The 24,178-nt window shown below is 61.4% G+C and carries 19 protein-coding genes, 5 tRNA genes and 1 pseudogene; 19 read left to right on the top strand and 6 right to left on the bottom strand.

Annotation, left to right across the window (positions count from 1 at the left end; all coding sequences use genetic code 11):
• Positions 1–23: 23 nt before the first annotated feature.
• From J3P92_RS16965 to J3P92_RS16955, 3 genes and pseudogenes are all read left to right on the top strand, one after another.
• A pseudogene (locus tag J3P92_RS16965) lies at positions 24–914 on the top strand (cache domain-containing protein); the annotation flags it as partial.
• Positions 915–998: 84 nt separating this feature from the next.
• Complete coding sequence (locus J3P92_RS16960) at positions 999–1,820, top strand: methyl-accepting chemotaxis protein (RefSeq protein WP_371914218.1); 822 nt, start codon at positions 999–1,001, stop codon at positions 1,818–1,820.
• A 380-nt stretch (positions 1,821–2,200) separates the two neighbouring features.
• On the top strand, positions 2,201–3,262 hold the full coding sequence (locus tag J3P92_RS16955; RefSeq protein ID WP_420765672.1) for an AI-2E family transporter: 1,062 nt from the start codon (positions 2,201–2,203) through the stop codon (positions 3,260–3,262).
• Here J3P92_RS16955 and J3P92_RS16950 read toward each other — a convergent pair.
• The 4 genes from J3P92_RS16950 to J3P92_RS16935 all read right to left on the bottom strand — a co-directional run bounded on the left by J3P92_RS16950 (position 3,259) and on the right by J3P92_RS16935 (position 5,476).
• Positions 3,259–3,441, bottom strand: coding sequence for a hypothetical protein (locus J3P92_RS16950; protein ID WP_434606899.1), 183 nt, complete (start codon positions 3,439–3,441; stop codon positions 3,259–3,261). The genes J3P92_RS16955 and J3P92_RS16950 overlap by 4 nt on opposite strands.
• A gap of 89 nt (positions 3,442–3,530) precedes the next feature.
• Positions 3,531–3,725, bottom strand: coding sequence for a hypothetical protein (locus J3P92_RS16945; RefSeq protein WP_420765674.1), 195 nt, complete (start codon positions 3,723–3,725; stop codon positions 3,531–3,533).
• 257 nt (positions 3,726–3,982) lie between these two features.
• Positions 3,983–4,058: transfer RNA gene (locus J3P92_RS16940), tRNA-Asn, on the bottom strand.
• Between the two features lie 221 nt (positions 4,059–4,279).
• A complete protein-coding gene (locus J3P92_RS16935) occupies positions 4,280–5,476 on the bottom strand; it encodes an amino acid aminotransferase (RefSeq protein WP_434648386.1) in 1,197 nt (398 codons plus the stop codon).
• 332 nt (positions 5,477–5,808) lie between these two features.
• Between J3P92_RS16935 and uvrB the strand changes: the two genes are divergently transcribed.
• From uvrB to J3P92_RS16880, 11 genes are all read left to right on the top strand, one after another.
• Positions 5,809–7,824 (top strand): excinuclease ABC subunit UvrB, encoded by a 2,016-nt coding sequence (uvrB, locus tag J3P92_RS16930; protein WP_434648384.1) that lies wholly within the window; start codon positions 5,809–5,811, stop codon positions 7,822–7,824.
• Positions 7,825–8,067: 243 nt separating this feature from the next.
• The gene (gltX, locus tag J3P92_RS16925) at positions 8,068–9,549 is read left to right on the top strand and encodes a glutamate--tRNA ligase (RefSeq protein WP_039593947.1); all 1,482 of its coding nucleotides are present in this window, start codon (positions 8,068–8,070) and stop codon (positions 9,547–9,549) included.
• A 146-nt stretch (positions 9,550–9,695) separates the two neighbouring features.
• A tRNA-Ala gene (locus J3P92_RS16920) sits at positions 9,696–9,771 on the top strand.
• 79 nt (positions 9,772–9,850) lie between these two features.
• Positions 9,851–9,926: transfer RNA gene (locus tag J3P92_RS16915), tRNA-Glu, on the top strand.
• Between the two features lie 53 nt (positions 9,927–9,979).
• Positions 9,980–10,055 (top strand) — tRNA-Ala (locus tag J3P92_RS16910).
• A gap of 75 nt (positions 10,056–10,130) precedes the next feature.
• A tRNA-Glu gene (locus J3P92_RS16905) sits at positions 10,131–10,206 on the top strand.
• A 179-nt stretch (positions 10,207–10,385) separates the two neighbouring features.
• A complete protein-coding gene (locus J3P92_RS16900) occupies positions 10,386–10,925 on the top strand; it encodes a TetR/AcrR family transcriptional regulator (protein WP_039593946.1) in 540 nt (179 codons plus the stop codon).
• A gap of 27 nt (positions 10,926–10,952) precedes the next feature.
• Positions 10,953–11,786: an alpha/beta fold hydrolase gene (locus J3P92_RS16895; protein ID WP_434648381.1), complete on the top strand. Its 834-nt coding sequence runs from the start codon at positions 10,953–10,955 to the stop codon at positions 11,784–11,786.
• Positions 11,787–11,831: 45 nt separating this feature from the next.
• On the top strand, positions 11,832–12,281 hold the full coding sequence (locus J3P92_RS16890) for an acyl-CoA thioesterase (protein ID WP_434606889.1): 450 nt from the start codon (positions 11,832–11,834) through the stop codon (positions 12,279–12,281).
• 244 nt (positions 12,282–12,525) lie between these two features.
• Positions 12,526–13,485 (top strand): tRNA dihydrouridine synthase, encoded by a 960-nt coding sequence (locus J3P92_RS16885; RefSeq protein WP_420765680.1) that lies wholly within the window; start codon positions 12,526–12,528, stop codon positions 13,483–13,485.
• A gap of 119 nt (positions 13,486–13,604) precedes the next feature.
• Positions 13,605–14,057 carry an Hsp20 family protein gene (locus J3P92_RS16880; protein WP_420765681.1) on the top strand — a complete coding sequence of 151 codons (453 nt, stop codon included), beginning with the start codon at positions 13,605–13,607 and terminating at the stop codon, positions 14,055–14,057.
• A gap of 234 nt (positions 14,058–14,291) precedes the next feature.
• On the opposite strand, the gene J3P92_RS16875 is transcribed toward J3P92_RS16880, so the two are convergent.
• Entirely contained in the window at positions 14,292–17,570 is a 3,279-nt protein-coding gene (locus J3P92_RS16875; RefSeq protein ID WP_434648378.1) for a PAS domain S-box protein, read from the bottom strand.
• A 67-nt stretch (positions 17,571–17,637) separates the two neighbouring features.
• Positions 17,638–18,528 (bottom strand): LysR family transcriptional regulator, encoded by an 891-nt coding sequence (locus J3P92_RS16870; protein WP_420765683.1) that lies wholly within the window; start codon positions 18,526–18,528, stop codon positions 17,638–17,640.
• A 157-nt stretch (positions 18,529–18,685) separates the two neighbouring features.
• On the opposite strand from J3P92_RS16870, the gene leuC reads away from it, so the two are divergent.
• The 5 genes from leuC to asd all read left to right on the top strand — a co-directional run bounded on the left by leuC (position 18,686) and on the right by asd (position 23,978).
• Entirely contained in the window at positions 18,686–20,104 is a 1,419-nt protein-coding gene (leuC, locus tag J3P92_RS16865; RefSeq protein ID WP_420765684.1) for a 3-isopropylmalate dehydratase large subunit, read from the top strand.
• 11 nt (positions 20,105–20,115) lie between these two features.
• Entirely contained in the window at positions 20,116–20,760 is a 645-nt protein-coding gene (leuD, locus tag J3P92_RS16860) for a 3-isopropylmalate dehydratase small subunit (RefSeq protein ID WP_030142033.1), read from the top strand.
• A 147-nt stretch (positions 20,761–20,907) separates the two neighbouring features.
• The gene (locus J3P92_RS16855) at positions 20,908–21,672 is read left to right on the top strand and encodes a class I SAM-dependent methyltransferase (RefSeq protein ID WP_434648376.1); all 765 of its coding nucleotides are present in this window, start codon (positions 20,908–20,910) and stop codon (positions 21,670–21,672) included.
• Between the two features lie 56 nt (positions 21,673–21,728).
• A complete protein-coding gene (leuB, locus tag J3P92_RS16850) occupies positions 21,729–22,811 on the top strand; it encodes a 3-isopropylmalate dehydrogenase (protein ID WP_434648373.1) in 1,083 nt (360 codons plus the stop codon).
• A 54-nt stretch (positions 22,812–22,865) separates the two neighbouring features.
• Positions 22,866–23,978 (top strand): aspartate-semialdehyde dehydrogenase, encoded by a 1,113-nt coding sequence (gene asd / locus J3P92_RS16845; protein ID WP_420765686.1) that lies wholly within the window; start codon positions 22,866–22,868, stop codon positions 23,976–23,978.
• Positions 23,979–24,178: the final 200 nt, after the last annotated feature.

Below are 24,178 nucleotides of genomic sequence, written 5' to 3'. Positions count from 1 at the left end.
CTGTGGAAGCGAGCTTGCTCGCGATGGGGCCCTTGAATTCAGCGACCCTGCCAACTGACTGTTCACCTTGTCCTACAGTTTTGCCGTGGGCTGCCGTTAACCCAGCTAACCACACCATAAAACCTACAAGAGTGAACAGCATGCGCCTGAGCTTGAAGGCTAAAGTCCTGTCCCTGGCAATACTGCCGGTATTGCTGTCCGCCGTGATCATCAGCCTGACCACTGCGTTCATCTTGAAGGAACAGGCCAGCAAAGAAGTCCAGCAAACCCGCGAGCGCCTGCTCAGCGAGGCCAAGGCCACCCTACAGAATTATGTCGCGGTCGGGCTGACGGCCATCAAGCCGCTCTACGATGCCGCCGCGCCCGGCGATAACGAGGCGCGTGCCCAGGCGATCAAGTTGCTGTCCAATATCAGCTACGGCAAGGACGGCTATTTCTTCGGCTACGACTCCGAGACCATTCGTCTGTTCAAGGCCAACAGCCCTGATGGTGTGGGCAAGAGTTTCAAGGACAACCGCGATCCGAACGGTGTCTACGTCAACCGTGACCTGGTGAAAGTCGCCAAGGACGGCACGCATTACCTCGAATACAGCTCGCCGCTGCCGGGCAGCAAAGACCTGGTGCCGAAGCTCGGCTACACCGAATACTTGTCCAAGTGGGACCTGGCGGTGGGCAGCTCGGTGAATCTGGATGGCATCGAAGGTCAGGTGGCGTTGGTGGAAGCCAAGGTCCACGATCGGCTGCAAGGCGTGATCCTCAGCATCGTCGGGATTGCCGCCGTGGTGTTGCTGGTGATCGCGGTGGTGGGCCTGGTGCTCGCCAACACCATCCTGCGTCCGTTGCACCTGATGAAGGACAACCTCGACGACATCGCGGCGGGAGAGGGCGACCTGACCCGACGCCTGGCGATTACCAGCCAGGATGAACTGGGCCAACTGGCCGGTTCGTTCAACCGTTTCGTCGACAAGATCCACGGCCTGGTGCGGCAGATCACCGACATGACCTCGCAGCTGACCGGGCTGGTGACGCAAGTCTCCGAGCAAGCCCAGCGTTCAGAGCAGGCCATGGAACGCCAGCGCCACGAAACCGACCAGGTCGCCACCGCGATCAACGAGATGTCCTCCGCCGCCCAGGAAGTCGCCCGCAGTGCCCAGGGCGCCGCCGTCGCGGCCCAGCAGACCGACGAAGAAGGCCAGTCGGCCAAGCGCGTGGTGGCCGGCAGTATCCAGCAGATCCATGCGTTGGTGAACGATATCCGCAGCAGCGGCGTGTCCTTGGACAGTCTGCAACAGGACGTGGCCTCGATCGTCAGTGTCCTGGGAGTGATTCGTTCGATCGCCGAGCAGACAAACCTGCTGGCCCTTAACGCCGCCATCGAGGCCGCGCGGGCCGGCGAAGCGGGACGCGGTTTCGCGGTGGTCGCCGATGAAGTCCGTGCCCTGGCCAGCCGGACCCAGCAAAGCACCCAGGAAATTCAAGGGATGATCGACCGGTTGCAGTCCGGCACCCATGCGGCGGTGGAAGCGATGCGCCGTTCCAGTGAGGCCGGCGACGGCACGTCGGAACGGGCCAATGAGGCCGGCGCTTCACTGGACACCATGGCGCAGCTGATCGGCACCATCAACTCGATGAACGCCCAGATCGCCAGTGCCGCCGAAGAACAGACCGCGGTAGCCGAAGAAATCAACCGCAGCGTTCACCAGATCGCCGTGGCCGTGGACAGCGTTGCCGACGAAACCCAACTCGGCGCCCAGACCTCCCGCAGCCTGGCCGACCTGGGCCAGCGCCTGGGCAAGCTGGTGGGGCAGTTCCGGATCTGATTCGGGCAGCAGGAGCTGCCGAAGGCTGCGATCTTTCGCTTTCGATCCAGATGTGCCGCCTGGCTTGCCAGGCCCTATCGGAAGCGGAGGATCGCAGCCTTCGGCAGTTTCTGTCGGTCATCCTGTGGGAGCGAGCAAGCGCGCTCCCACAGTTGTTCTTCGCCGCCTGCATTGCCGGATCAGTGCCTGGGCTATGGCTCGCGCACCCTGTATCAACACGCCGAACGGCACATCCACCGCAATCTCGGGTCGAAAAGCGGCGGGGTAGGCCACGTCCGGCCAGGCGGTATTGATTTGTGTTCATGGCGCGCAGCAGACGCGACGGCACTCCGGCGAGTCCTGGCGGACTAATGTGTATCTGCCAAGGACATGGAAAGCAAATGAACCGCAAGAACCTCCAAAACAAATCGCAGATGTTGCTGCTGATCCTGGTCAGCATCGCCTTCGTCTGGATCCTGCTGCCGTTCTACGGAGCGGTGTTCTGGGCCGTCATCCTGGGCATCGTCTTCGCGCCGCTGCAGCGGCGGCTGCAATTGAAACTCAACTGGCCGCGCAACCTCACGACGCTGCTGACCCTGACCAGTTGCATGCTGATCGCTGTCTTGCCGGTCATCGTCATCAGCACCTTGCTGGTCCAGGAAGGCGCGGCACTCTACAAGAGCCTGGAAAGTGGCGAGCTGGACGTTGCCGATTACCTGGCCCGCTTCAAGGAAGCATTGCCCCCGTACTTCCAGCACCTGCTGGACCGTTTTGGCCTGGGCAACCTGAGCGGGTTGCGGGACAAGATCGTCAAGAGCGCGATGCAGGGCAGCGAATTCTTCGCCACCCAGGCGTTCAGTTTCGGCCAGGGGACGTTCCAATTCCTGGTGAGCTTTTTCGTGATGCTCTACCTTCTGTTCTTTTTCCTGCGCGACGGTCCGGAACTGGTGCGCAAGGTTCGCTTTGCCGTGCCATTGGCGGAGCACCAGAAGCGCCGCCTGCAGTTGAAATTCAACCGGGTGGTGCGGGCGACGGTGAAAGGCAACCTGTTGGTAGCGATTACCCAGGGCGCACTGGGCGGCTTGATCTTTTGGGTGCTTGGCATTCCGACAGTGCTGCCCTGGGCGGTGCTGATGGCGTTCCTGTCGCTGCTGCCAGCCGTGGGAGCGGGCATCGTCTGGGCGCCGGTGGCGGTGTATTTCCTGCTGTCGGGGGCGATCTGGCAGGGCGTCGTGCTGACCCTGTTCGGTGTATTCGTGATCGGCCTGGTGGATAACTTCCTGCGGCCGATCCTGGTGGGCAAGGACACCAAGATGCCCGACTACATGGTCCTGGTCTCGACACTGGGCGGGCTGGCGGTGTTTGGCCTGAACGGCTTCGTCATCGGCCCGTTGATCGCGGCGCTGTTCCTTTCGTGCTGGGCGTTGTTCGTCGAAAATACGCCTCGGGTGCAATTGCCTTAGGCGCGCAGCAGATAGGGACCGATGCGTTGCGACATGGCCTGGGCAGCGGGCAGTGAAGTCAGCGGACCGCTGATGGTCACGCCGTCCTGCACCAGATACCAGCAAGCCAGCAGGCCTCGTTCCCTGAGCGGGGCGGGGACGGCGCTGCCAATGACAGACATGATTTGAACCTTGGGCATGGGAAACCTCCATCAATCGATGGGGCTACCTTACGTCTCATGAAGGATGGGGAAAAATCAACGGCTTCAATAGTAGGAATCGATGCCGCTCAATCGACCACCAGGTCCAGCATGTGCACCACTTCCTGCTCGTTGAGCAGGCCCTTGCGGACCAGGCTCTCCGCGAGCAGCGAGAGGAACTTGGCGCTGCGGTGGCCTTCCAGGTGCTTGAGCTCGGTCAGTGCGTTGTACACCTTGCTCGAGGTGCACAGTCCCACGATGCGGTGAGGGTTTTGTGTTGGCATGGCTTCGTCCTTGTTGTTATGAAGCTGCAATGGCGGACCGGGACAGTTTGCGGCACGGCCATGACGCTCAGGTGACAGCTTGGGATTGGGAAAAACAAAGCAGGATTCAGACCATGATGCCGCATTGGCGCCAAATTATTGTTCTGGTAGCGACCTCAGACAGGCGCTCTACGGCCATCAGCGGGCTCTGACCGCCGAAAGGCGCCCATAAAAAAGCCCCTGAATCTTTCGATTCAAGGGCTTTGATTTTTGCTGTCTGGCTCCACGACCTGGACTCGAACCAGGGACCCAGTGATTAACAGTCACTTGCTCTACCAACTGAGCTATCGCGGAATGACGCGTATGTTACTGATTGGAAAAGAGAAGTCAAGCTTGGGTTGATGATTGGGCGGGATTTTCCTGGTTGAGGTGTTCAGGTAGCAAATGTTACTGCTCCACACATTACCGGCCGGACGCTGACCACTGTGGCGAGGGGATAAATCCCTGGCCACAGGGGACACCCAAAAAAAACGGGAAGCTCGATGGCTTCCCGCTTTTCATCCAGCGCCGGGGTGTCAGATCACCTGGACGATGGCCTTGGTTACCGCATCGATGTTGTTCTGGTTCAGCGCGGCCACGCAGATGCGGCCGGTGTCCAGGGCATAGATGCCGAACTCGTTGCGCAGGCGCGTCACTTGTTCAACGGTCAGGCCGGAGTAGGAGAACATCCCGCTCTGGCGTGCGACGAAGCTGAAGTCGTGGTGCGGCGCGGCCTTGGCCAGTATGTCCACCATCTGGTCGCGCATGCCGCGGATGCGCAGGCGCATCTCGGCCAGTTCTTCTTCCCACTGGGCCCGCAACTCAGGGCTGTTGAGCACGGCGGCGACGATGCTGGCGCCGTGGGTTGGCGGGTTGGAGTAGTTGGTGCGGATCACGCGCTTGACCTGGGACAGGACGCGGGCACTTTCTTCCTTCGACTCGCTGACGATCGACAAGGCGCCGACGCGCTCGCCATACAGCGAGAACGACTTGGAGAACGAACTGGAGGCGAAGAAGGTCAGGCCCGACTCGGCGAACAGGCGCACCGCCGCGGCGTCTTCATCAATACCCTTGCCAAAGCCCTGGTAGGCCATGTCCAGGAACGGCACGTGGTTCTTGGCCTTGACCACGGCCAGCACGTTTTTCCAGTCTTCGGGGCTCAGGTCCACGCCGGTCGGGTTGTGGCAGCAGGCGTGCAGCACAACGATCGAGCGGTCGGGCAGGGCGTTGAGGTCTTCCAGCAGGCCGCTGCGGTTCACGTCGTGGGTGGCGGCGTCGTAGTAGCGATAGTTCTGTACTGGGAAACCGGCGGTTTCGAACAGGGCGCGGTGGTTTTCCCAGCTTGGGTCGCTAATGGCCACGACCGCGTCTGGCAGCAGTTGCTTGAGGAAGTCGGCGCCGATCTTCAGTGCGCCAGTGCCGCCCACGGCCTGGGTGGTGATGACGCGGCCCGAAGCGATCAGCGGGGAGTCCTTGCCGAACAGCAGGGTCTGGACCGCCTGGTCATAGGCGGCGATGCCGTCGATCGGCAGGTAGCCACGGGACACGTGCTGAGCCACGCGAATTGTCTCGGCTTCAACCACGGCGCGCAGCAATGGAATGCGCCCTTCCTCGTTGCAGTAAACACCTACGCCCAGGTTGACCTTGTTGGTACGGGTGTCGGCGTTGAAAGCTTCGTTGAGGCCCAGGATGGGGTCGCGTGGTGCCAATTCGACAGCGGAAAACAGGCTCATTAGTGCGCGGCTCTGAATGGAGAGTGAGGGGACGTGTCGCGCTCCAGCCGGATGCACTAGAGCGGTGCACAAACGGGGAGCTAGTATAGAGGCCATCACCGGGCAGGGCGACAGGCTAATCGGTCTTTACCGTAAGTATTTTCGTTTTTTTTCGACCGTTAGTCCCTTCGCCGCGTCAAAGTCTGCAAGGCGTGTAGGACGCTCGTCTTGAAAGCGAAGGCATTCACCTCCACATTGTGTGAATTCCAGCTTTTTCATCGGCCGACGTCAGTCAATTCGGTCTTCCTCGTTCCCGTCGGCTGGCCGACAGGAGTGAACCCAGGGGTTATGTTATGTCTGAATTCCAGCTAGTCACCCGCTTCCAGCCCGCCGGCGATCAGCCGGAAGCCATCCGCCTGATGGTCGAAGGCATCGAGGCCGGGCTGGCGCACCAGACGTTGCTGGGTGTGACCGGCTCGGGCAAGACTTTCAGCATCGCCAACGTGATCGCCCAGGTGCAGCGCCCGACGCTGGTGCTGGCGCCGAACAAGACGCTGGCGGCGCAGTTGTACGGCGAGTTCAAGGCATTTTTTCCGAACAACGCGGTGGAATACTTCGTTTCCTACTACGACTACTACCAGCCCGAAGCGTATGTGCCGTCGTCGGACACCTTCATCGAAAAGGACGCCTCGATCAACGACCACATCGAGCAGATGCGGCTGTCGGCGACCAAGGCGTTGCTCGAGCGCAAGGACGCGATCATCGTCACCACGGTGTCGTGCATCTATGGCTTGGGCAGCCCGGAAACGTACTTGAAGATGGTGCTGCACGTGGATCGGGGCGATAAGCTCGACCAGCGCGCCTTGCTCCGGCGCCTGGCGGATTTGCAGTACACCCGCAACGACATGGATTTTGCCCGGGCGACGTTCCGGGTGCGGGGTGATGTGATCGACATCTACCCGGCAGAGTCGGACCTGGAAGCGATCCGCATCGAGCTGTTCGACGACGAAGTGGAGAGCATCTCGGCCTTCGATCCGCTGACCGGCGAAGTGATCCGCAAGATGCCGCGCTTCACCTTCTATCCCAAGAGCCACTACGTAACGCCACGGGAAACCTTGCTGGGCGCCATCGAGGGGATCAAGGCCGAGCTGCAAGAACGCCTGGAATACCTGCGTTCGAACAACAAGCTGGTGGAGGCCCAACGCCTGGAGCAGCGGACCCGCTTCGACCTGGAAATGATCCTGGAATTGGGTTACTGCAACGGCATCGAGAACTACTCGCGCTACCTCTCGGGCCGTCCGGCGGGCGCGCCGCCGCCCACTTTGTACGACTACCTGCCGCCTGACGCCCTGCTGGTGATCGACGAGTCCCACGTCAGCGTGCCGCAAGTTGGCGCCATGTACAAAGGCGACCGTTCGCGCAAGGAAACCCTGGTGGAATATGGTTTCCGCCTGCCCTCGGCACTGGATAACCGGCCGATGCGTTTCGACGAATGGGAAAGCGTCAGCCCGCAGACGATTTTCGTCTCGGCCACTCCTGGCAATTACGAGGCCGAGCATGCCGGTCGCGTGGTCGAGCAAGTAGTGCGGCCGACGGGGCTGGTGGACCCGCAGGTCGAGGTGCGCCCGGCACTGACCCAGGTCGATGATTTGCTGTCGGAAATCACGAAACGCGTGGCCTTGGAAGAGCGGGTGCTGGTCACCACGCTCACCAAACGCATGGCCGAAGACCTCACCGATTACCTGGCCGACCATGGCGTGCGGGTGCGTTACCTGCACTCGGACATCGACACGGTGGAGCGGGTCGAGATCATCCGCGACCTGCGCCTGGGCACTTTCGACGTGTTGGTGGGCATCAACCTGCTGCGCGAGGGCCTGGACATGCCGGAGGTGTCGCTGGTGGCGATCCTCGACGCTGACAAGGAAGGTTTCCTGCGCTCCGAGCGCTCGTTGATCCAGACCATCGGTCGCGCGGCGCGAAACCTCAACGGCCGCGCGATTTTGTATGCCGATCGCATCACCGGGTCCATGGAGCGGGCTATCGGCGAGACCGAGCGCCGCCGCGACAAGCAGATCGCCTTCAACCTGGCCAATGGCATTACGCCTAAAGGCGTGTACAAGGACGTCGCCGATATCATGGAAGGCGCCACGGTGCCTGGCTCGCGCAGCAAGAAACGCAAGGGCATGGCCAAAGCCGCCGAGGAAAGCGCCCGCTACGAAGCCGAACTGCGCTCGCCGAGCGAAATCACCAAGCGTATCCGGCAATTGGAAGAGAAGATGTACCAACTGGCCCGTGACCTGGAGTTCGAGGCCGCGGCGCAGTTGCGCGATGAGATAGGCAAGTTGCGCGAGCGGTTGCTGACTGTCTGACTCTTGCAGTGGCTTCGAAGGCCTCATCGTCGGAACGCCGCCCGGAGCAGGCTCGCTCCCACAGTGGACCGCATCCAGTCCAGACAACTCGGTTTCCTGTGGGAGCGAGCCTGCTCGCGATGAGGGCGACTCGGTCTGGCAGGCTTTACTCAAATCGGCCTCTCACTGGAGCCTGCCCACCATCGCCTGTTACCATTCACCCCCTGTTTGATCTTCGCTTTTATCTTCTTTCCGAGACATGCCATGACCACCGTCCGTACCCGCATCGCGCCTTCGCCCACTGGCGATCCCCATGTCGGCACCGCTTACATCGCCTTGTTCAACTATTGCTTTGCCAAGCAGCACGGTGGTGAGTTCATCCTGCGGATCGAGGACACCGATCAGTTGCGCTCGACCCGCGAGTCGGAACAGCAGATTTTCGACGCCCTTCGCTGGCTCGGCATCGACTGGAGCGAAGGCCCGGATGTTGGCGGCCCGCATGGCCCGTATCGCCAGAGCGAGCGCGGCGAGATCTACAAGCAGTACTGTCAGCAACTGGTGGACATGGGGCACGCATTCCCTTGTTTCTGCACCGCCGAAGAGCTCGACCAGATGCGCGCCGAGCAGATCGCCCGTGGCGAAACCCCGCGCTATGACGGTCGCGCGCTGCTGCTGTCCAAGGAAGAAGTCGCCCGTCGCCTGGCCGCTGGCGAGCCCCATGTGATCCGCATGAAGGTGCCGACCGAGGGCGTCTGCGTGGTGCCGGACATGCTGCGTGGCGATGTCGAGATCCCATGGGACCGCATGGACATGCAAGTGCTGATGAAGACCGACGGCCTGCCGACGTACTTCCTGGCCAACGTGGTCGACGACCACCTGATGGGCATCACCCACGTCCTGCGCGGTGAGGAGTGGCTGCCGTCGGCGCCGAAACTGATCCTGCTTTACGAGTACTTCGGCTGGGAGCAACCGCAGTTGTGCTACATGCCGCTGCTACGCAATCCGGACAAGAGCAAGCTGTCCAAGCGCAAGAACCCGACCTCGGTGACCTTCTACGAGCGCATGGGCTTCATGCCCGAGGCGATGCTCAACTACCTGGGGCGCATGGGCTGGTCGATGCCCGACGAGCGCGAGAAGTTCTCGCTGCAGGAAATGGTCGAACACTTCGACCTTTCGCGTGTTTCCCTGGGCGGGCCGATCTTCGACGTCGAGAAATTGTCCTGGCTCAACGGCCAATGGCTGCGCGACCTGCCCGTGGAAGAGTTCGCCGCGCGCGTGCAGAAGTGGGCGTTCAACCCTGAATACATGATGAAGATTGCCCCGCACGTGCAGGGCAGGGTCGAGACGTTCAGCCAGATCGCGCCATTGGCCGGGTTCTTCTTTGCCGGTGGCGTGACCCCCGATGCGAAGCTGTTCGAATCCAAGAAGCTTTCGGGCGACCAGGTGCGGCAGTTGATGCAATTGATCCTCTGGAAGCTCGAAAGCCTGCGCCAGTGGGAAAAGGACAGCATCACCGCGACGATTCAGGCAGTGGTCGAATCCCTGGAGTTGAAACTGCGCGACGCGATGCCGCTGATGTTTGCCGCCATTACTGGCCAGGCGAGCTCGGTGTCGGTGCTCGATGCCATGGAAATCCTCGGGCCGGACCTGACCCGTTTCCGCCTGCGCCAGGCCATCGATCTGCTCGGTGGCGTGTCCAAGAAGGAGAACAAGGAGTGGGAAAAGCTGCTGGGCGCGATCGCTTAAGCGGCTGATGGAGGAGGGCGTGCCCCGGTTTTCCGGGGTTTGTCGGTAAGTGATTGTTATCCCGGCAAAAAATTTTCAAATTCTTTGAAAATAAATTTGACAGCCCTCCGATACGCCCTTAAGATTCGCCCCGTCCTCAGCGATGAGGGGCTATAGCTCAGCTGGGAGAGCGCTTGCATGGCATGCAAGAGGTCGACGGTTCGATCCCGTCTAGCTCCACCAATTTACACTTCAAGGCCTGGCCACACCGGTCTTGAAGCGATCAACTCTCAGCGTTGATCAGTTGTATAGAAGGGTTTGCGTCCCCTTCGTCTAGTGGCCTAGGACACCGCCCTTTCACGGCGGTAACAGGGGTTCGAGTCCCCTAGGGGACGCCAGTTTTACAGAAGCGATGTTGCAAGATGTCGCTCCGCCGCGAGGCGAAAAATCCGGGGCTATAGCTCAGCTGGGAGAGCGCTTGCATGGCATGCAAGAGGTCGACGGTTCGATCCCGTCTAGCTCCACCAATCTCAGGTTCAAGGTCTGGCCACTCCGGCCTTGAATAGATCAGTTCTCAGCGCTGATCAAGTAAGAAGGTTTGTGTCCCCTTCGTCTAGTGGCCTAGGACACCGCCCTTTCACGGCGGTAACAGGGGTTCGAGTCCCCTAGGGGACGCCACGATTACCCGCTCTGCGGGATTTTATAAGGGTCATTCAATTCTTGAATGGCCCTTTTGTTTGCCTGGCGTTCAGCCAATTTCCTATTCTCCTGAAAATACTTCTGACCGGCGGTCAACATTTCGCTTGCGAAAATTTATTATGAGAATAATATTTCAATCGTAATATTCGGAGGCAACGATGAGCGATAAAAAAGCACAGACCCGCGAACGCATTCTCAAGGCCGCCAGCGATGCGCTGATCCAGCGCGGGCCGGCCGAGCCGAGCGTGGGCGAGGTGATGGGGGCGGCCGGGCTGACGGTGGGTGGTTTCTACGCTCATTTCGAAAGCAAGGACGCCTTGATGCTGGAGGCGTTCAAGCAGTTGCTGAACCGCCGCCGTGGCTTGATCGCTGACATGGATGCCGAGCTGACGGGTGAAGAACGGCGCGCCTTGGTCGCGGCCTTCTACTTGTCGCGCAAGCACCGCGATTCAACCGAGCAGGCGTGTCCGATTCCGGCATCGGTCGGCGAGCTCGGGCGGCTGCCGGATGCATTTCGTGAGGTGCTCAATGAGCATATCGAGCTGATGGTCGCGCAATTGGCCGCCAGCCCCGAAGACGCGGACAAAGCCCTGGCTGACATTGCCTTGATGGTCGGCGGCCTGGCGCTGGCACGGGCATTGGGCCCGGGTGAGTTATCGGATCGTTTGCTGCGCGCCGCCAAGTCGGCGGTGCGCTGAGCTAAGGCGCAAGCCCTGGAGATGAGCATGGACAGGTTGAGCTGGATTCGTGGCGTCAATGGCACCCTTGGTTGGATAGCACCGCGCCTGGTGGCGAAGAAAATGCGCAGGGTCTTCATGAGTCCACGCAACCTGCCACCGAGGGCCTGGGAGTTGCCATTGCTTGCCTCGTCCGAGCGCATCACCTTGCGCTTCGGCCTGTCTGCCTTGCGCTGGGGCAAAGGCCCGGCGGTCCTGCTGATGCATGGCTGGGAAGGACGGCCGACGCAGTTCGCGGCCTTGATAACCGCGCTGGTGGATGCCGGTTATACCGTGGTGGCGCTGGACGGACCGGCCCATGGTCGCTCGCCGGGCCACGAAGCCAACGTCCTGTTGTTTGCCCGGGCGATGCTCGAAGCCGCAGCTGAGTTGCCACCGCTGCAAGCGGTGATCGGTCACTCCATGGGTGGCGCCAGTGCCATGCTGGCGGTCCAGTTGGGCTTGCGGACCGAGACGCTGGTCAGCATCGCCGCGCCTGCGCGGATCCTCGGCGTGCTGCGTGGGTTCGCCCGGATGACGGGAATGCCCGCCAGGGCCCGCTCGGCGTTCATTCGCCAGGTGGAGCAGGATGTGGGCATGCAGGCTTCGAAGATGGATGTTGCGCAATACCAGCTGGATATTCCAGGGTTGATTGTCCATGCCGAGGACGATACGTCGGTTTCGGTCAGGGAATCGCAACTGATCCATGAAGCCTGGTTCGACAGTCGCTTGCTGCGGTTGTCCGAGGGTGGACACCAGCGAGTCCTGGCCGATCCCCGTGTCATTGATGGCGTGTTATCACTGCTGGCGGGGCGCAGCTTGCAAGCGCGGCAATCGGCTTGAGCTTCCGTTACACTGCCCCGATCCAAATTCGACCGGGAGAGGGGCATGGGCTGGGATCGGGCAACGCCGTTCATTATTGATCTTCAGGTCAATCCAGAAGATATCGATGGGCTAGGCCACGCCAACAACGCGGTGTACGTCACCTGGCTGGAGCGTTGCGCGTGGCGGCATTCCCAGCGCCTGGGCCTGGATCTGGTGGAATACCGGCGACTGGATCGGGCCATGGCGGTGGTGCGGCATGAAATCGATTATCTGGCGGCCGCCTACGAGGGCGACGAATTGCAGTTGGCGACCTGGATCGTCGACTGGGACCAGCGCCTGAAAATGACCCGGCATTTCCAGCTGGTCCGTCCCAGTGATAACACCACATTGCTGCGGGCCCAGACCACTTTCGTTTGCATCGAACTGTCTACCGGCCGGCCCAAGCGCATGCCGCCGGAGTTCATCGAAGGTTATGGCGTGGCGCTGAATTCATCTGACCTCTTTATAGACTGACCCACCGCCATCGCGAGCAGGCTCGCTCCCACAGGGTTTGGTGGTGGATTCCGGTTTTGTGGGCGCCTTGGAGTCGGTGTGGGAGCGAGCCTGCTCGCGATGGCGGCGGCACATCCAGCATCTTCCCAAGCTGATACACCGCCATCGCGAGCAGGCTCGCTCCCACAGTGATTCGTGGTGGATTCCGATTTTGTGAAGGAAATCCGCTAAACTGCTGCACGTTTTTTCGTTGAGTGTGTTTCCCATGCAAATTGCCTTGGCGCCCATGGAGGGGTTGGTCGACAACATCCTGCGGGACGTCCTGACCCGTGTTGGCGGCATCGATTGGTGCGTCACCGAGTTCATTCGCGTCAACGACCGTCTGCTCACGCCGGCCTATTTCCATAAGCTTGCCCCTGAACTGTTGACCGGTGCCCAAACAGCGGCGGGTGTGCCCCTGCGTGTGCAGTTGCTCGGTTCCGACCCGGTATGCCTGGCGGAAAACGCGGCGCTGGCCTGCGAGCTGGGCTCCGAGGTGATCGATTTGAATTTCGGGTGCCCGGCCAAGACAGTGAACAAGTCACGGGGCGGGGCGGTGTTGCTCAAGGAGCCAGAGCTGCTCAACGAAATCGTGGAACATGTCCGTCGTGCGGTGCCCAAGCACATTCCGGTTACGGCGAAGATGCGCCTGGGTTTCGACAGCCCGGACGGCGCGCTGGTCTGCGCCACGGCGCTGGCCGAGGGCGGCGCGGCGCACATCGTCGTGCATGCGCGGACCAAGGTCGACGGCTATAAGCCACCGGCCCACTGGGAGTGGATTCCCCGCGTCCAGGAAGTGGTCAAGGTGCCGGTGTTCGCCAACGGCGATATCTGGTGCGTCGATGACTGGCGTCGGTGCCGGGAAATCAGCGGTGTCGAAGACATAATGCTCGGCCGTGGACTGGTCTCCCGTCCCGACCTGGCGCGGCAGATCGCCGCCGCCCGGGCGGGTGAAGAGGTTATCGAGATGTCTTGGGCCGACCTGCAACCGATGCTCCAGGATTTCTGGGTACAGGTAGTGGAGCAATTGACCCCTCGCCAGGCGCCGGGTCGCTTGAAGCAATGGCTGGCCATGCTGACCCGCAATTACCCCGAAGCCGTGGAGTTGTTCGGCGCGCTACGGCGGGAAACGGAACTGGATGCGGTGGGCCATTTATTGGGTGTGCAGCGCACCGAAGCGGCCTGAAAAAAATCTCAGGAAAAGCTCTTGAAAAGTTTTTGGCGGACCCTAGATAGGGGGTACGCGATGCCGAATTCGGGTCGCGGAGACAAAAAACCTTGCTGAACTTTCAGGAGATTTGAATCATGAGTACTGCATTTTCGCTGGCCCCTCTGTTCCGTTCCTCGGTGGGCTTCGACCGTTTCAACGACCTGTTCGAAACCGCACTGCGCAACGAACCGGGCAGCAGTTATCCACCTTACAACGTGGAAAAACACGGCGATGACGAATACCGCATCGTAGTCGCCGCTGCCGGGTTCCGGGAAGAAGACCTGGACCTGCAAGTGGAAAAAGGTGTGCTGACCATCAGCGGCGGCAAGCGCGAGGCCAGCAACGACAGCGTGACCTACCTGCACCAAGGCATCGCCCAGCGGGCGTTCAAGCTGTCCTTCCGGTTGGCGGATCATATCGAGATCAAGGCCGCCGGCCTGAGCAACGGTCTGTTGAGCATCGACCTGTTGCGCGTGGTACCGGAAGAGGCGAAAGCCAAGCGCATCCCGATCAACGGTGCGCAGCAAAAACCCGCGCTGGAGAATTGATCCATCGCAATTGAAGAAGGGCGCCGAATGGCGCCCTTCTTCGTTTTTGAGATCGGTGGAAGATTAATCGTGGCGAGGGGATTTATCCCCGCTGGGCTGCGAAGCAGCCCTAAAAGCCGTCGCCTCGGCGTGTCAGGCTAAACAGCGTCGTCTGTTCTTTTTTGGGGCTGCTTCGCAACCCAGCGGGGATAAATCCCCTCGCCACAAAAGCCCGTCTTGTATTGCGGTTCAGAATTAGGGCAACAACCGCTCAAACGCCTCCAGCGGCAACGGCCGGCTGTGCAGGTAACCCTGGTACAAATGACAATCGAGCCCCTGCAGGAACTGCAATTGTTCCAGCGTTTCCACCCCTTCGGCGATCATTTCCAGGTTCAGGCTACGGGCCATGGCCACGATGGCGCGGATGATTTCGGCGTCGTTGGGGTCGCTGGTGGCGTCCCGCACGAAGGATTGATCGATTTTCAACGTGTCGACCGGTAGGCGTTTGAGGTACGTCAGCGACGAGTATCCCGTGCCGAAATCATCCATGGCGAAGCTCACGCCCAGTTTCTTGAGGCGACGCATCTTGCCGATGGTGTCGTCCAGGTTCTGGATTACGATGCCTTCGGTGATTTCCAGTTTGAGCACGCAATAGGGCAGGCCGTGACGGGAGAGGCTGCTTTCGATGCGTTCGACGAAATCACTCTGGCGAAACTGCCGTGGGCTGATGTTGACGCACAATTTGAAGCGCTGCGGATCGACCTTGCCCTTGGCGATCAAGTGCTTGAAGCCGTTGCAGGCTTCATCAAGGATCCAGGTCCCGACCTCCAGGATCAAGCCGCTGTCTTCCAGTACCTTGATGAACTCGTTGGGCGACTGCGCACCCAGGTCCGGATGATTCCAACGGACCAGGGCTTCGGCGCCGATGATGCGGTTGTCCCGGGCATCGATCTGGGGCTGGAAATGCAAACTGAACTCGTTGCGAGCCAGGGCCTGGCGCAAGTCGGTTTCCATGCGCAGTCGCTCGCTCGCGGCTTTTTGCATGGTGGCGTGGAACATCTGCGACGTGTTGCGCCCCGAGTCCTTGGCGCGGTAGAGGGCAATGTCGGCGCGCTTGAGCAGGTCGGTCGGGGTGGAGCCGTGGTCCGGAATCAGCGCCATGCCAATGCTGGGGGTAACTTGAAGCCGTTGGCCGTCCAGGAACATCGGCTCCGAGAGCAGGTCACGCAGGGTGTCGGCCAGGTTCTGTACCTGTTCGCTGACCGCGGCCCGTGTGCCTTCGAGGCCGCTGAGCAGTACCACGAACTCGTCGCCACCCAGCCGCGCCACGGTGTCTTCGAGGCGCACGCTGGCTTCGAGGCGTGCGGTGATGATCTTCAGCACGGTATCGCCCACCGGATGGCCGAGGGAGTCATTGATGTGCTTGAAGTGGTCCAGGTCGAGGAACAGCAGGGCACCGCGAAGGCTGTGGCGCTTGAGCAAGGCGATCTGCTGGCTCAAGCGGTCCATCAACAACGCCCGGTTGGGCAGGTTGGTGAGTGGGTCGTGATAAGCCAGGTGGCGGATCTGCGCTTCGGCGTTGCGCAGCAGGCTGACGTCCCGGGCTGTCAGCAGCAGACAGGCGGTCTCGTTGAGCGTGATGGGTTCCACCGACACTTCCACCGTGAGGATTTCCCCACGCTTGTTGCGCCCGAGCATTTCCTGATGCACGACCCGGCCCTTGAGCTGTAGCTCTGCCAGCAGCGCCGTGCGTTGTTTTTCCTCGGCCCAGATGCCGACTTCGTACACTGTGTGGCCGACCACTTCGTCGGCGCGATAGCCGGTGAGGCGGCAGAAACCGTCGTTGACCTCAAGGTAGCGGCCGCTTTCGCATTCAGTGATGGTGATGGCGTCAGGGCTGGAGTGGAAAGCCTTGGCGAATTTTTCCTCGCTGGCCTTGAGCGCCGCCTCGGAACGCTGCTGCTGGGTGATGTCCCGCAGGGTGGTGACGATGCAGGGCTGGTTGCCGACGTGGATTTGCCGGCTGGAAATCACGCAGGTCAGCGGCTGGCCGTTCTTGTGGTGGACGACGATGGCAACATTGCTCAGCGATTGCTCGCGGATCACCCGTTCGATGCGTTGCAGGCTGCTGCCGGACGCATCCCAAAGACCAATCTCGTCGGCGCTGCGGCCGATGACGTCGCTGGCCGCCCAGCCGAAGGTCTGGGTGAAGCTGGAGTTGATTTCCAGGAATCTGCCATCGTCCTGGTGGGTCACGCAGATCGGGTCGGGGCTGACCTGGAACAGTGTGGCGAATTTTTCTTCCGATGCCGCCAGGCTCTGTTCGCGCTCCACCTGATCGGTGATGTCGAGCAAAGTGCCGGCCATGCGCAAGGGGCTGCCGTCGTCGTCGCGGTAGAGGCGGGCGCGGCTCTCAAGATAGCGTGAGCTGCCGTCCGGCAGCTGCACGCGATAGGTCAATTGATAGTTGCCCGCCGGGCCTTCGCGCAGGCTGCGGTAGGCGTTGCGCATGTTGTTGCGTTCTTCGGTGGGTACGCCCTCGAAAAACGCGTCGAACGATTCATGAAAGGCTTTGGGCTCCAGGCCATGGAGCTGCGCGGCCCGGGCCGAACCGTAGAGCATGCCGCTGGGAATGTGCCAGTCCCAAGTGCCCAGTTGCGCCGAGTCGAGGGCCAGGTCCAGGCGTTCCTGGCTGTCCTTGAGGGCCTGTTCGGCGAGTTTGCGCTCGGTGGTATCGAGGAACGTGCTCAGCAGGTACGGTTGGCCTTCGAGTTCGACTTTCTGCGCGCTGAGGATGCCGTTGTGGACCTGGCCGTTACTGGCCCGGAACTCCACTTCCATGCTCACCAGTTCGCCTTTGGCCTTGGTCGCCTCCACCAGCTTCGCCCGCTGCCTGGGGTCGACCCACAGGCCCAGTTCCAGAGTGGTGCGGCCAATCACATCGTGAACCGGCCAGCCGAACAGGCTTTCGAAATACTGGTTGGCTTCGCTGATCAGGCCGTCCTCCTGGCGGGTCAGCAAGACCATGTTCGGGCAAAGATGAAAAAGCGTGGCGAAGCGTTTTTCCGAGCTGCGCAGCGCCTGTTCCCGTTCGCGCTGGTGGGTGATCTCGCGAATGACCCCGATCATGCGTGGACGGCCATGTTTGTCGGGCAATACGCTGCCGCTGATTTCCAGCCAATGCAGGCTGCCGTCGGGCCAGACGATTCGGTGGTGCATGGCCTGCTCGAGCGGTGCGCCGGCCACCGCCGCGTGAAACGCGCGCATGGCCCGGGCCCGGTCCTCGGGCAGCAACAGATCGAGGTAGTCCACGTCGGCGGGTAACGGTTGGCGCGGATCGAAGCCGAACAGTGCCTGGGTGCCTCGGGACCAACTGATCTGCCCGGTATCGATGTCCCACGACCAGGCCCCCAGCCGCGCTCCGTTCAGGGCGGCCAGCAGCTGTGGCGCGCTGTCCCAGCTTTGCTCGGACCGCTTCGGGTCGAGCGCCTGGATACGCGGCAGGGGCGGAAGATGGTCGGCGGGTTTGGGCATTCTCTAGCGGGCCTTGGGCGGGTGGGTGTGATGCACAGGCGTAGTGGCCCTATAGGAGTAGCACAACTTATGCCCTTGTCCCTGGCAGATCGATTTGTGCGTCCAGTAGAGCCATGAAAGCCCGTGCTGCATTCGACAGCGTCCGTTCGGTGTGCACGATATAGCCTAGCTGGCGACTGAGCTGTATGCCCGGCAAAGGAATGCGCGCCACCTGTTCGTCGAGCATGGTGCGCGGCAGGACGCTCCAGGCCAGGCCGATGGAGACCATCATCTTTATGGTTTCCAGATAATTCGTGCTCATGGCGATGTTCGGTGTCAGGCCTTGGGCTTCGAACAGTCGCTGGACGATGTGATGGGTGAAGGTATTGCCGCCAGGGAACACCGCCGGATGCAAGGCGATGTCCGCCAGGCTCACTGCGCCGTTTTCCAGCAGCGCGTGTTCCGGCGCTACGACGAAATCCAGCGGGTCGTCCCACACCGGCTTGGCCCTTACCAGTGCGTGGGGCTCGGGGGCGAGGGTGATGACGGCGAGTTCCGCGCGACCGTGAAGGATTTCCTCGTAGGCCACTTCCGAATCAAGGAACTGAATATCCAATGCCACCTGTGGGTAGCGTCGGGTGAATTCCCTTAATAAGGAGGGCAGGCGATGCAAGCCGATGTGGTGACTGGTGGCGAGGGTCAGCCGCCCGGTCACTTCGCCGGTCAGATTGGTCAGCGCGCGGCGGGTGTCGTCGAGCACGTTGAGAATCTGATAGGCCCGGGGCAGCAGCGCCCGGCCGGCTTCGGTCAGGCCAATTTCACGGCCCAGCCGGTCGAAGAGGCGCACATTGAGCTGTTGTTCCAGCCCGGCAATACGCTTGCTGATAGCGGGCTGGGTGAGGTGCAGGCGCTCGCCGGCTCCGGAGAAACTGCCGGTCTCGGCGATGGCAATAAAGGCGTTGAGGTTGGCTAAGTCCATGGCCGTACCGGTCGAATTCCTGTTGGTTATGCAAAGCATGAAAAATATGAATTTGAGTTATTTAATGTAGCCTCATAACATCAGCCTCACAAGCCAAGGGGTCATTTACTCACTCAAGACCCAGGGCATAGAAACAAGCTGATGAGGAAACCGTGTGATGGCCGGCAAAACGCTCTACGACAAGCTCTGGGATTCGCATTTGGTCAAGCAGCGCGACGATGGCTCGGCGCTGATCTACATCGATCGTCACATCATCCATGAAGTGACTTCGCCGCAAGCCTTCGAAGGCCTGCGCCTGGCTGGGCGCAAGCCTTGGCGCATCGATGCCAACATCGCCACCCCGGACCACAACGTACCGACCACCCCGGAGCGCAAGGGCGGCATCGAAGCCATTGCCGACCAGGTCTCGCGTCTTCAAGTCCAGACCCTCGACGACAACTGTGATGAATACGGCATCGTTGAATTCAAGATGAACGACGTGCGCCAGGGCATCGTCCACGTCATCGGCCCGGAGCAAGGCGCGACCTTGCCTGGCATGACCGTGGTCTGCGGTGACTCCCATACCTCGACCCACGGCGCATTCGGCGCCTTGGCCCACGGCATCGGCACTTCCGAGGTCGAGCACGTGCTGGCCACCCAGTGCCTGGTCGCCAAGAAAATGAAAAACATGCTGGTGCGCGTCGAGGGCAAGTTGCCGTTCGGCGTGACCGCCAAGGACATCGTCCTGGCCGTGATCGGCAAGATCGGTACCGCTGGCGGTAACGGCCATGCCATCGAGTTCGCCGGCAGCGCGATCCGCGACTTGTCCGTCGAGGGCCGCATGACCATCTGCAACATGTCCATCGAAGCCGGCGCGCGCGTCGGGTTGGTGGCCGCCGATGAAAAAACCGTCGAATACGTCAAGGGCCGTCCGTTCTCGCCAAAAGGCGCGGAGTGGGACATGGCGGTCGAAGCCTGGAAAGACCTGGTCTCTGACCCGGACGCCAAATTCGACACCGTGGTCGAGCTCGATGCGACGCAGATCAAGCCGCAAGTCAGCTGGGGCACTTCGCCGGAAATGGTCCTGGCAGTGGACCAGAACGTGCCGGATCCGGCCAAGGAAACGGACCTGGTCAAGCGCGACTCCATTGTCCGTGCCTTGAAGTACATGGGCTTGAGCGCCAACCAGGCGATCACCGACATTCAGCTCGACCGTGTTTTCATCGGCTCCTGCACCAACTCGCGGATTGAGGACCTGCGCGCCGCGGCGGTCATCGCCAAGGGCCGCAAGGTCGCCTCGACCATCAAACAGGCCATCGTGGTGCCGGGCTCGGGCCTGGTGAAGGCCCAGGCCGAAGCGGAAGGGCTGGACAAGATTTTCCTCGAAGCCGGTTTCGAATGGCGTGAGCCGGGTTGCTCGATGTGCCTGGCAATGAACCCGGACCGCCTGGAGTCGGGCGAACATTGCGCCTCGACGTCCAACCGAAATTTCGAAGGCCGTCAGGGTGCCGGTGGTCGTACGCACCTGGTTAGCCCGGCGATGGCCGCTGCGGCAGCTGTCAACGGCCGTTTCGTCGACGTCCGCGAATTGATCTGAAGGAGCGCAGCATGAAAGCTTTTACCCAGCACACCGGTCTTGTCGCGCCTTTGGATCGTGCCAATGTCGACACCGACCAGATCATCCCCAAGCAATTCTTGAAATCCATCAAGCGCACCGGCTTCGGCCCGAACCTGTTCGACGAATGGCGCTACCTGGATGTCGGCCAGCCTTACCAGGACAACTCCAAGCGTCCGCTGAACAAGGACTTCGTGCTCAACGCCGAGCGCTACCAAGGCGCCAGCGTGTTGCTGGCCCGTGAGAACTTCGGCTGCGGCTCGAGCCGCGAGCACGCGCCGTGGGCCCTGGAAGAGTACGGTTTCCGCAGCATCATCGCGCCGAGTTACGCCGACATTTTCTTCAACAACAGCTTCAAGAACGGCCTGCTGCCGATCATCCTCAGCGATGCCGAAGTGGACGAGCTGTTCCAGCAGGTCGAGGCCAATCCTGGTTATCAATTGCAGATCGACCTGGCCGCGCAGACGGTGACCCGCCCCGACGGCAAGGTGCTGGGTTTCGAGATCGATGCGTTTCGCAAGCATTGCCTGCTCAATGGCCTGGATGACATCGGCCTGACCTTGCAGGACGGCGAGGCAATTGCCGCGTTCGAGGCCAAGCATCGGGCGAGCCAGCCTTGGTTGTTTCGCGATGCTTGATGGATTGATGTAGGCAGTACCGGCCTCATCGCGAGCAAGCTCGCTCCCACAGGTGTTTGTGAACACCCAAAATCCCTGTGGGAGCGAGCCTGCTCGCGAAGACGGCGGCACTGACACCACAAGGCTATACCCAAAAAGGAAGTCCCCATGACCAGCACCGCCCACAGCCAAGTCGTCCAAAAGCAATTCGGTGAACAGGCCTCGGCCTACCTGAGCAGTGCCGTGCACGCCCAGGGCGCCGAGTTCGCCCTGCTACAGGCCGAGCTGACCGGTCGTGGCGATGCCCGTGTGCTGGACCTGGGTTGCGGCGCCGGCCATGTGAGTTTCCACGTGGCGCCGCTGGCCGGTGAGGTGGTGGCCTACGATCTGTCCCAGCAGATGCTCGACGTGGTGACGGCGGCGGCTGCCGAGCGTGGCCTGGGCAATATCAGCACGGTCCGTGGCGCCGCCGAGCGGTTGCCGTTCGCCGACGCTGAGTTCGACTTCGTGTTCAGCCGCTATTCGGCGCATCATTGGAGCGACCTCGGCCTGGCATTGCGGGAAGTGCGCCGGGTGCTCAAGCCGGGCGGGGTGGTAGCGTTCATCGATATCCTGTCGCCTGGCACGCCGTTACTGGACACCTACCTGCAAAGCATCGAAGTGCTGCGCGACACCAGCCATGTGCGCGACTATTCGGCCGCCGAATGGTTGCGCCAGGTCAGCGAAGCGGGGCTGCACACTCGCAGCACGTCGCGCCAGCGCCTGCGCCTGGAGTACCAGTCCTGGGTCGAGCGCATGCGCACCCCCGAGGTGATGCGTGCGGCGATTCTTGAGCTGCAGCGTTCGATGGGCGACGAAGTGCGTGAATATTTTCAGATTGAGGCCGATGGTTCGTTCAGTACAGATGTGCTGGTGCTGTGGGCCGAGCGATAGGATTTTTACCGGTCGGCCCCAGGGGTTGTGCCGAAAACCGAACAAACGAGGAAAGCATGAGCAAACAGATTCTGATTCTCCCAGGTGACGGCATCGGCCCGGAAATCATGGCCGAGGCGGTCAAGGTCCTGAAGTTGGCGAACGACAAGTACGGCCTGGGCTTCGAACTCAGCCACGACGTCATCGGTGGCGCGGCCATCGACAAGCACGGCGTACCCCTGGCCGATGAAACCCTGGACCGTGCCCGTGCCGCCGATGCCGTGCTGCTGGGCGCCGTGGGCGGCCCGAAATGGGACAAGATCGAACGCGACATCCGCCCGGAGCGCGGCCTTCTGAAGATTCGTGCGCAACTGGGTCTGTTTGGCAATCTGCGTCCGGCGATCCTTTATCCGCAACTGGCCGACGCGTCGAGCCTGAAGCCGGAAATCGTCTCGGGCCTGGACATCCTCATCGTCCGCGAACTGACCGGCGGTATCTACTTCGGCGCCCCGCGCGGCACCCGTGAGCTGGAGAATGGCGAGCGCCAGGCCTACGACACCCTGCCATACAGCGAAAGCGAAATCCGCCGTATCGCCCGGGTCGGCTTCGACATGGCTCGCGTGCGGGGCAAGAAACTGTGCTCGGTGGACAAGGCCAACGTGCTGGCTTCCAGCCAACTGTGGCGCGAAGTGGTCGAGCAGGTGGCCAAGGATTACCCGGACATCGAACTGAGCCACATGTACGTCGACAACGCGGCGATGCAACTAGTGCGTGCGCCGAAGCAGTTCGACGTGATCGTCACCGACAACATGTTCGGCGACATCCTGTCCGACGAAGCGTCAATGCTCACCGGTTCCATCGGCATGCTGCCGTCGGCTTCCCTGGACGCCAACAACAAGGGCATGTACGAGCCGTGCCACGGTTCGGCGCCGGACATCGCCGGGCAGGGCATTGCCAACCCGTTGGCGACCATCCTGTCGGTGTCGATGATGCTGCGCTACAGCTTCAACTTGAACGATGCCGCCGACGCGATCGAAAAAGCCGTCAGCGTGGTCCTGGACCAAGGCTTGCGCACCGGTGATATCTGGTCGCAAGGCTGTACCAAAGTCGGTACGCAGCAAATGGGCGATGCAGTAGTCGCCGCGCTGCGGAATCTGTAATCTTTCGGGCCCACCGCCTCGACGGTGGCCCACTTTTGTATAGGTGTAGTTGCGATGAAACGTGTAGGTCTGATCGGTTGGCGCGGCATGGTCGGTTCCGTGCTCATGCAGCGAATGCTGGAAGAGCAGGATTTCGATCTCATTGAGCCGGTGTTCTTCACCACTTCCAACGTGGGTGGCCAGGGCCCGTCCGTGGGCAAGGACACCGGTGCGCTCAAGGATGCCTACAGCATCGACGAGCTCAAGACCCTCGACGTGATTTTGACCTGCCAGGGCGGCGACTACACCAGCGAAGTCTTCCCGAAACTGCGTGAAGCCGGCTGGCAGGGTTACTGGATCGATGCCGCTTCCAGCCTGCGCATGCAGGACGACGCGGTGATCATCCTCGACCCGGTCAACCGCAAGGTCATCGACCAGCAGCTGGATGCGGGCACCAAGAACTACATCGGCGGCAACTGCACCGTCAGCCTGATGTTGATGGGGCTGGGCGGCCTGTTCGAAGCGGGCCTGGTGGAGTGGATGAGCGCCATGACCTATCAGGCAGCCTCCGGTGGCGGCGCCCAGCACATGCGCGAGCTGATCAAGCAAATGGGCGTGACTCACGGCGCCGTGGCTGACGAGCTGGCGAACCCGGCCAGTGCCATCCTGGACATCGACCGCAAGGTCGCCGAAGCGATGCGCAGCGATGCCTACCCGACCGAGAATTTCGGCGTGCCGCTGGCCGGCAGCCTGATCCCTTGGATCGACAAGGAACTGCCGAACGGCCAGAGCCGTGAAGAATGGAAGGCCCAGGCCGAGACCAACAAGATCCTGGGCCGCTTCAAGAGCCCGATCCCGGTGGACGGCATCTGCGTGCGCATCGGCGCCATGCGTTGCCACAGCCAGGCGCTGACCATCAAGCTGAACAAAGACGTGCCGATCGCCGACATCGAAGGCTTGATCAGCCAGCACAACCCGTGGGTCAAGCTGGTGCCGAACAACCGTGAAACCAGCATGCAGGAGCTGAGCCCGACCAAGGTCAACGGCACCCTGAACGTGCCAGTGGGCCGCTTGCGCAAACTGAACATGGGCTCGCAGTTCGTCGGTGCCTTCACCGTTGGCGACCAACTGTTGTGGGGCGCGGCCGAACCGCTGCGCCGCATGCTGCGGATTTTGCTCGAGCGTTGATCGATTGTCGCTGTGAAAGAACCCGCGCCTTGTAAGAGGTGCGGGTTTTTTATTGGGGCAGTTTTTGGGTGTCTGGACCGGCCCCTTCACGAGCAGGCTCGCTTCCACAGGTTTTGTGTTCACTGAAGATCCAATGTGGGAGCGAGCCTGCTCGCGAAGGGGCCGCCACAGTCACCACAAACTTCCCGCCAATTGCCTGC

Source organism: Pseudomonas sp. D3-27 (assembly GCF_051132165.1).
Taxonomy (GTDB): Bacteria; Pseudomonadota; Gammaproteobacteria; order Pseudomonadales; family Pseudomonadaceae; genus Aquipseudomonas.
This window is presented reverse-complemented; position numbering and strand designations above follow the sequence as displayed.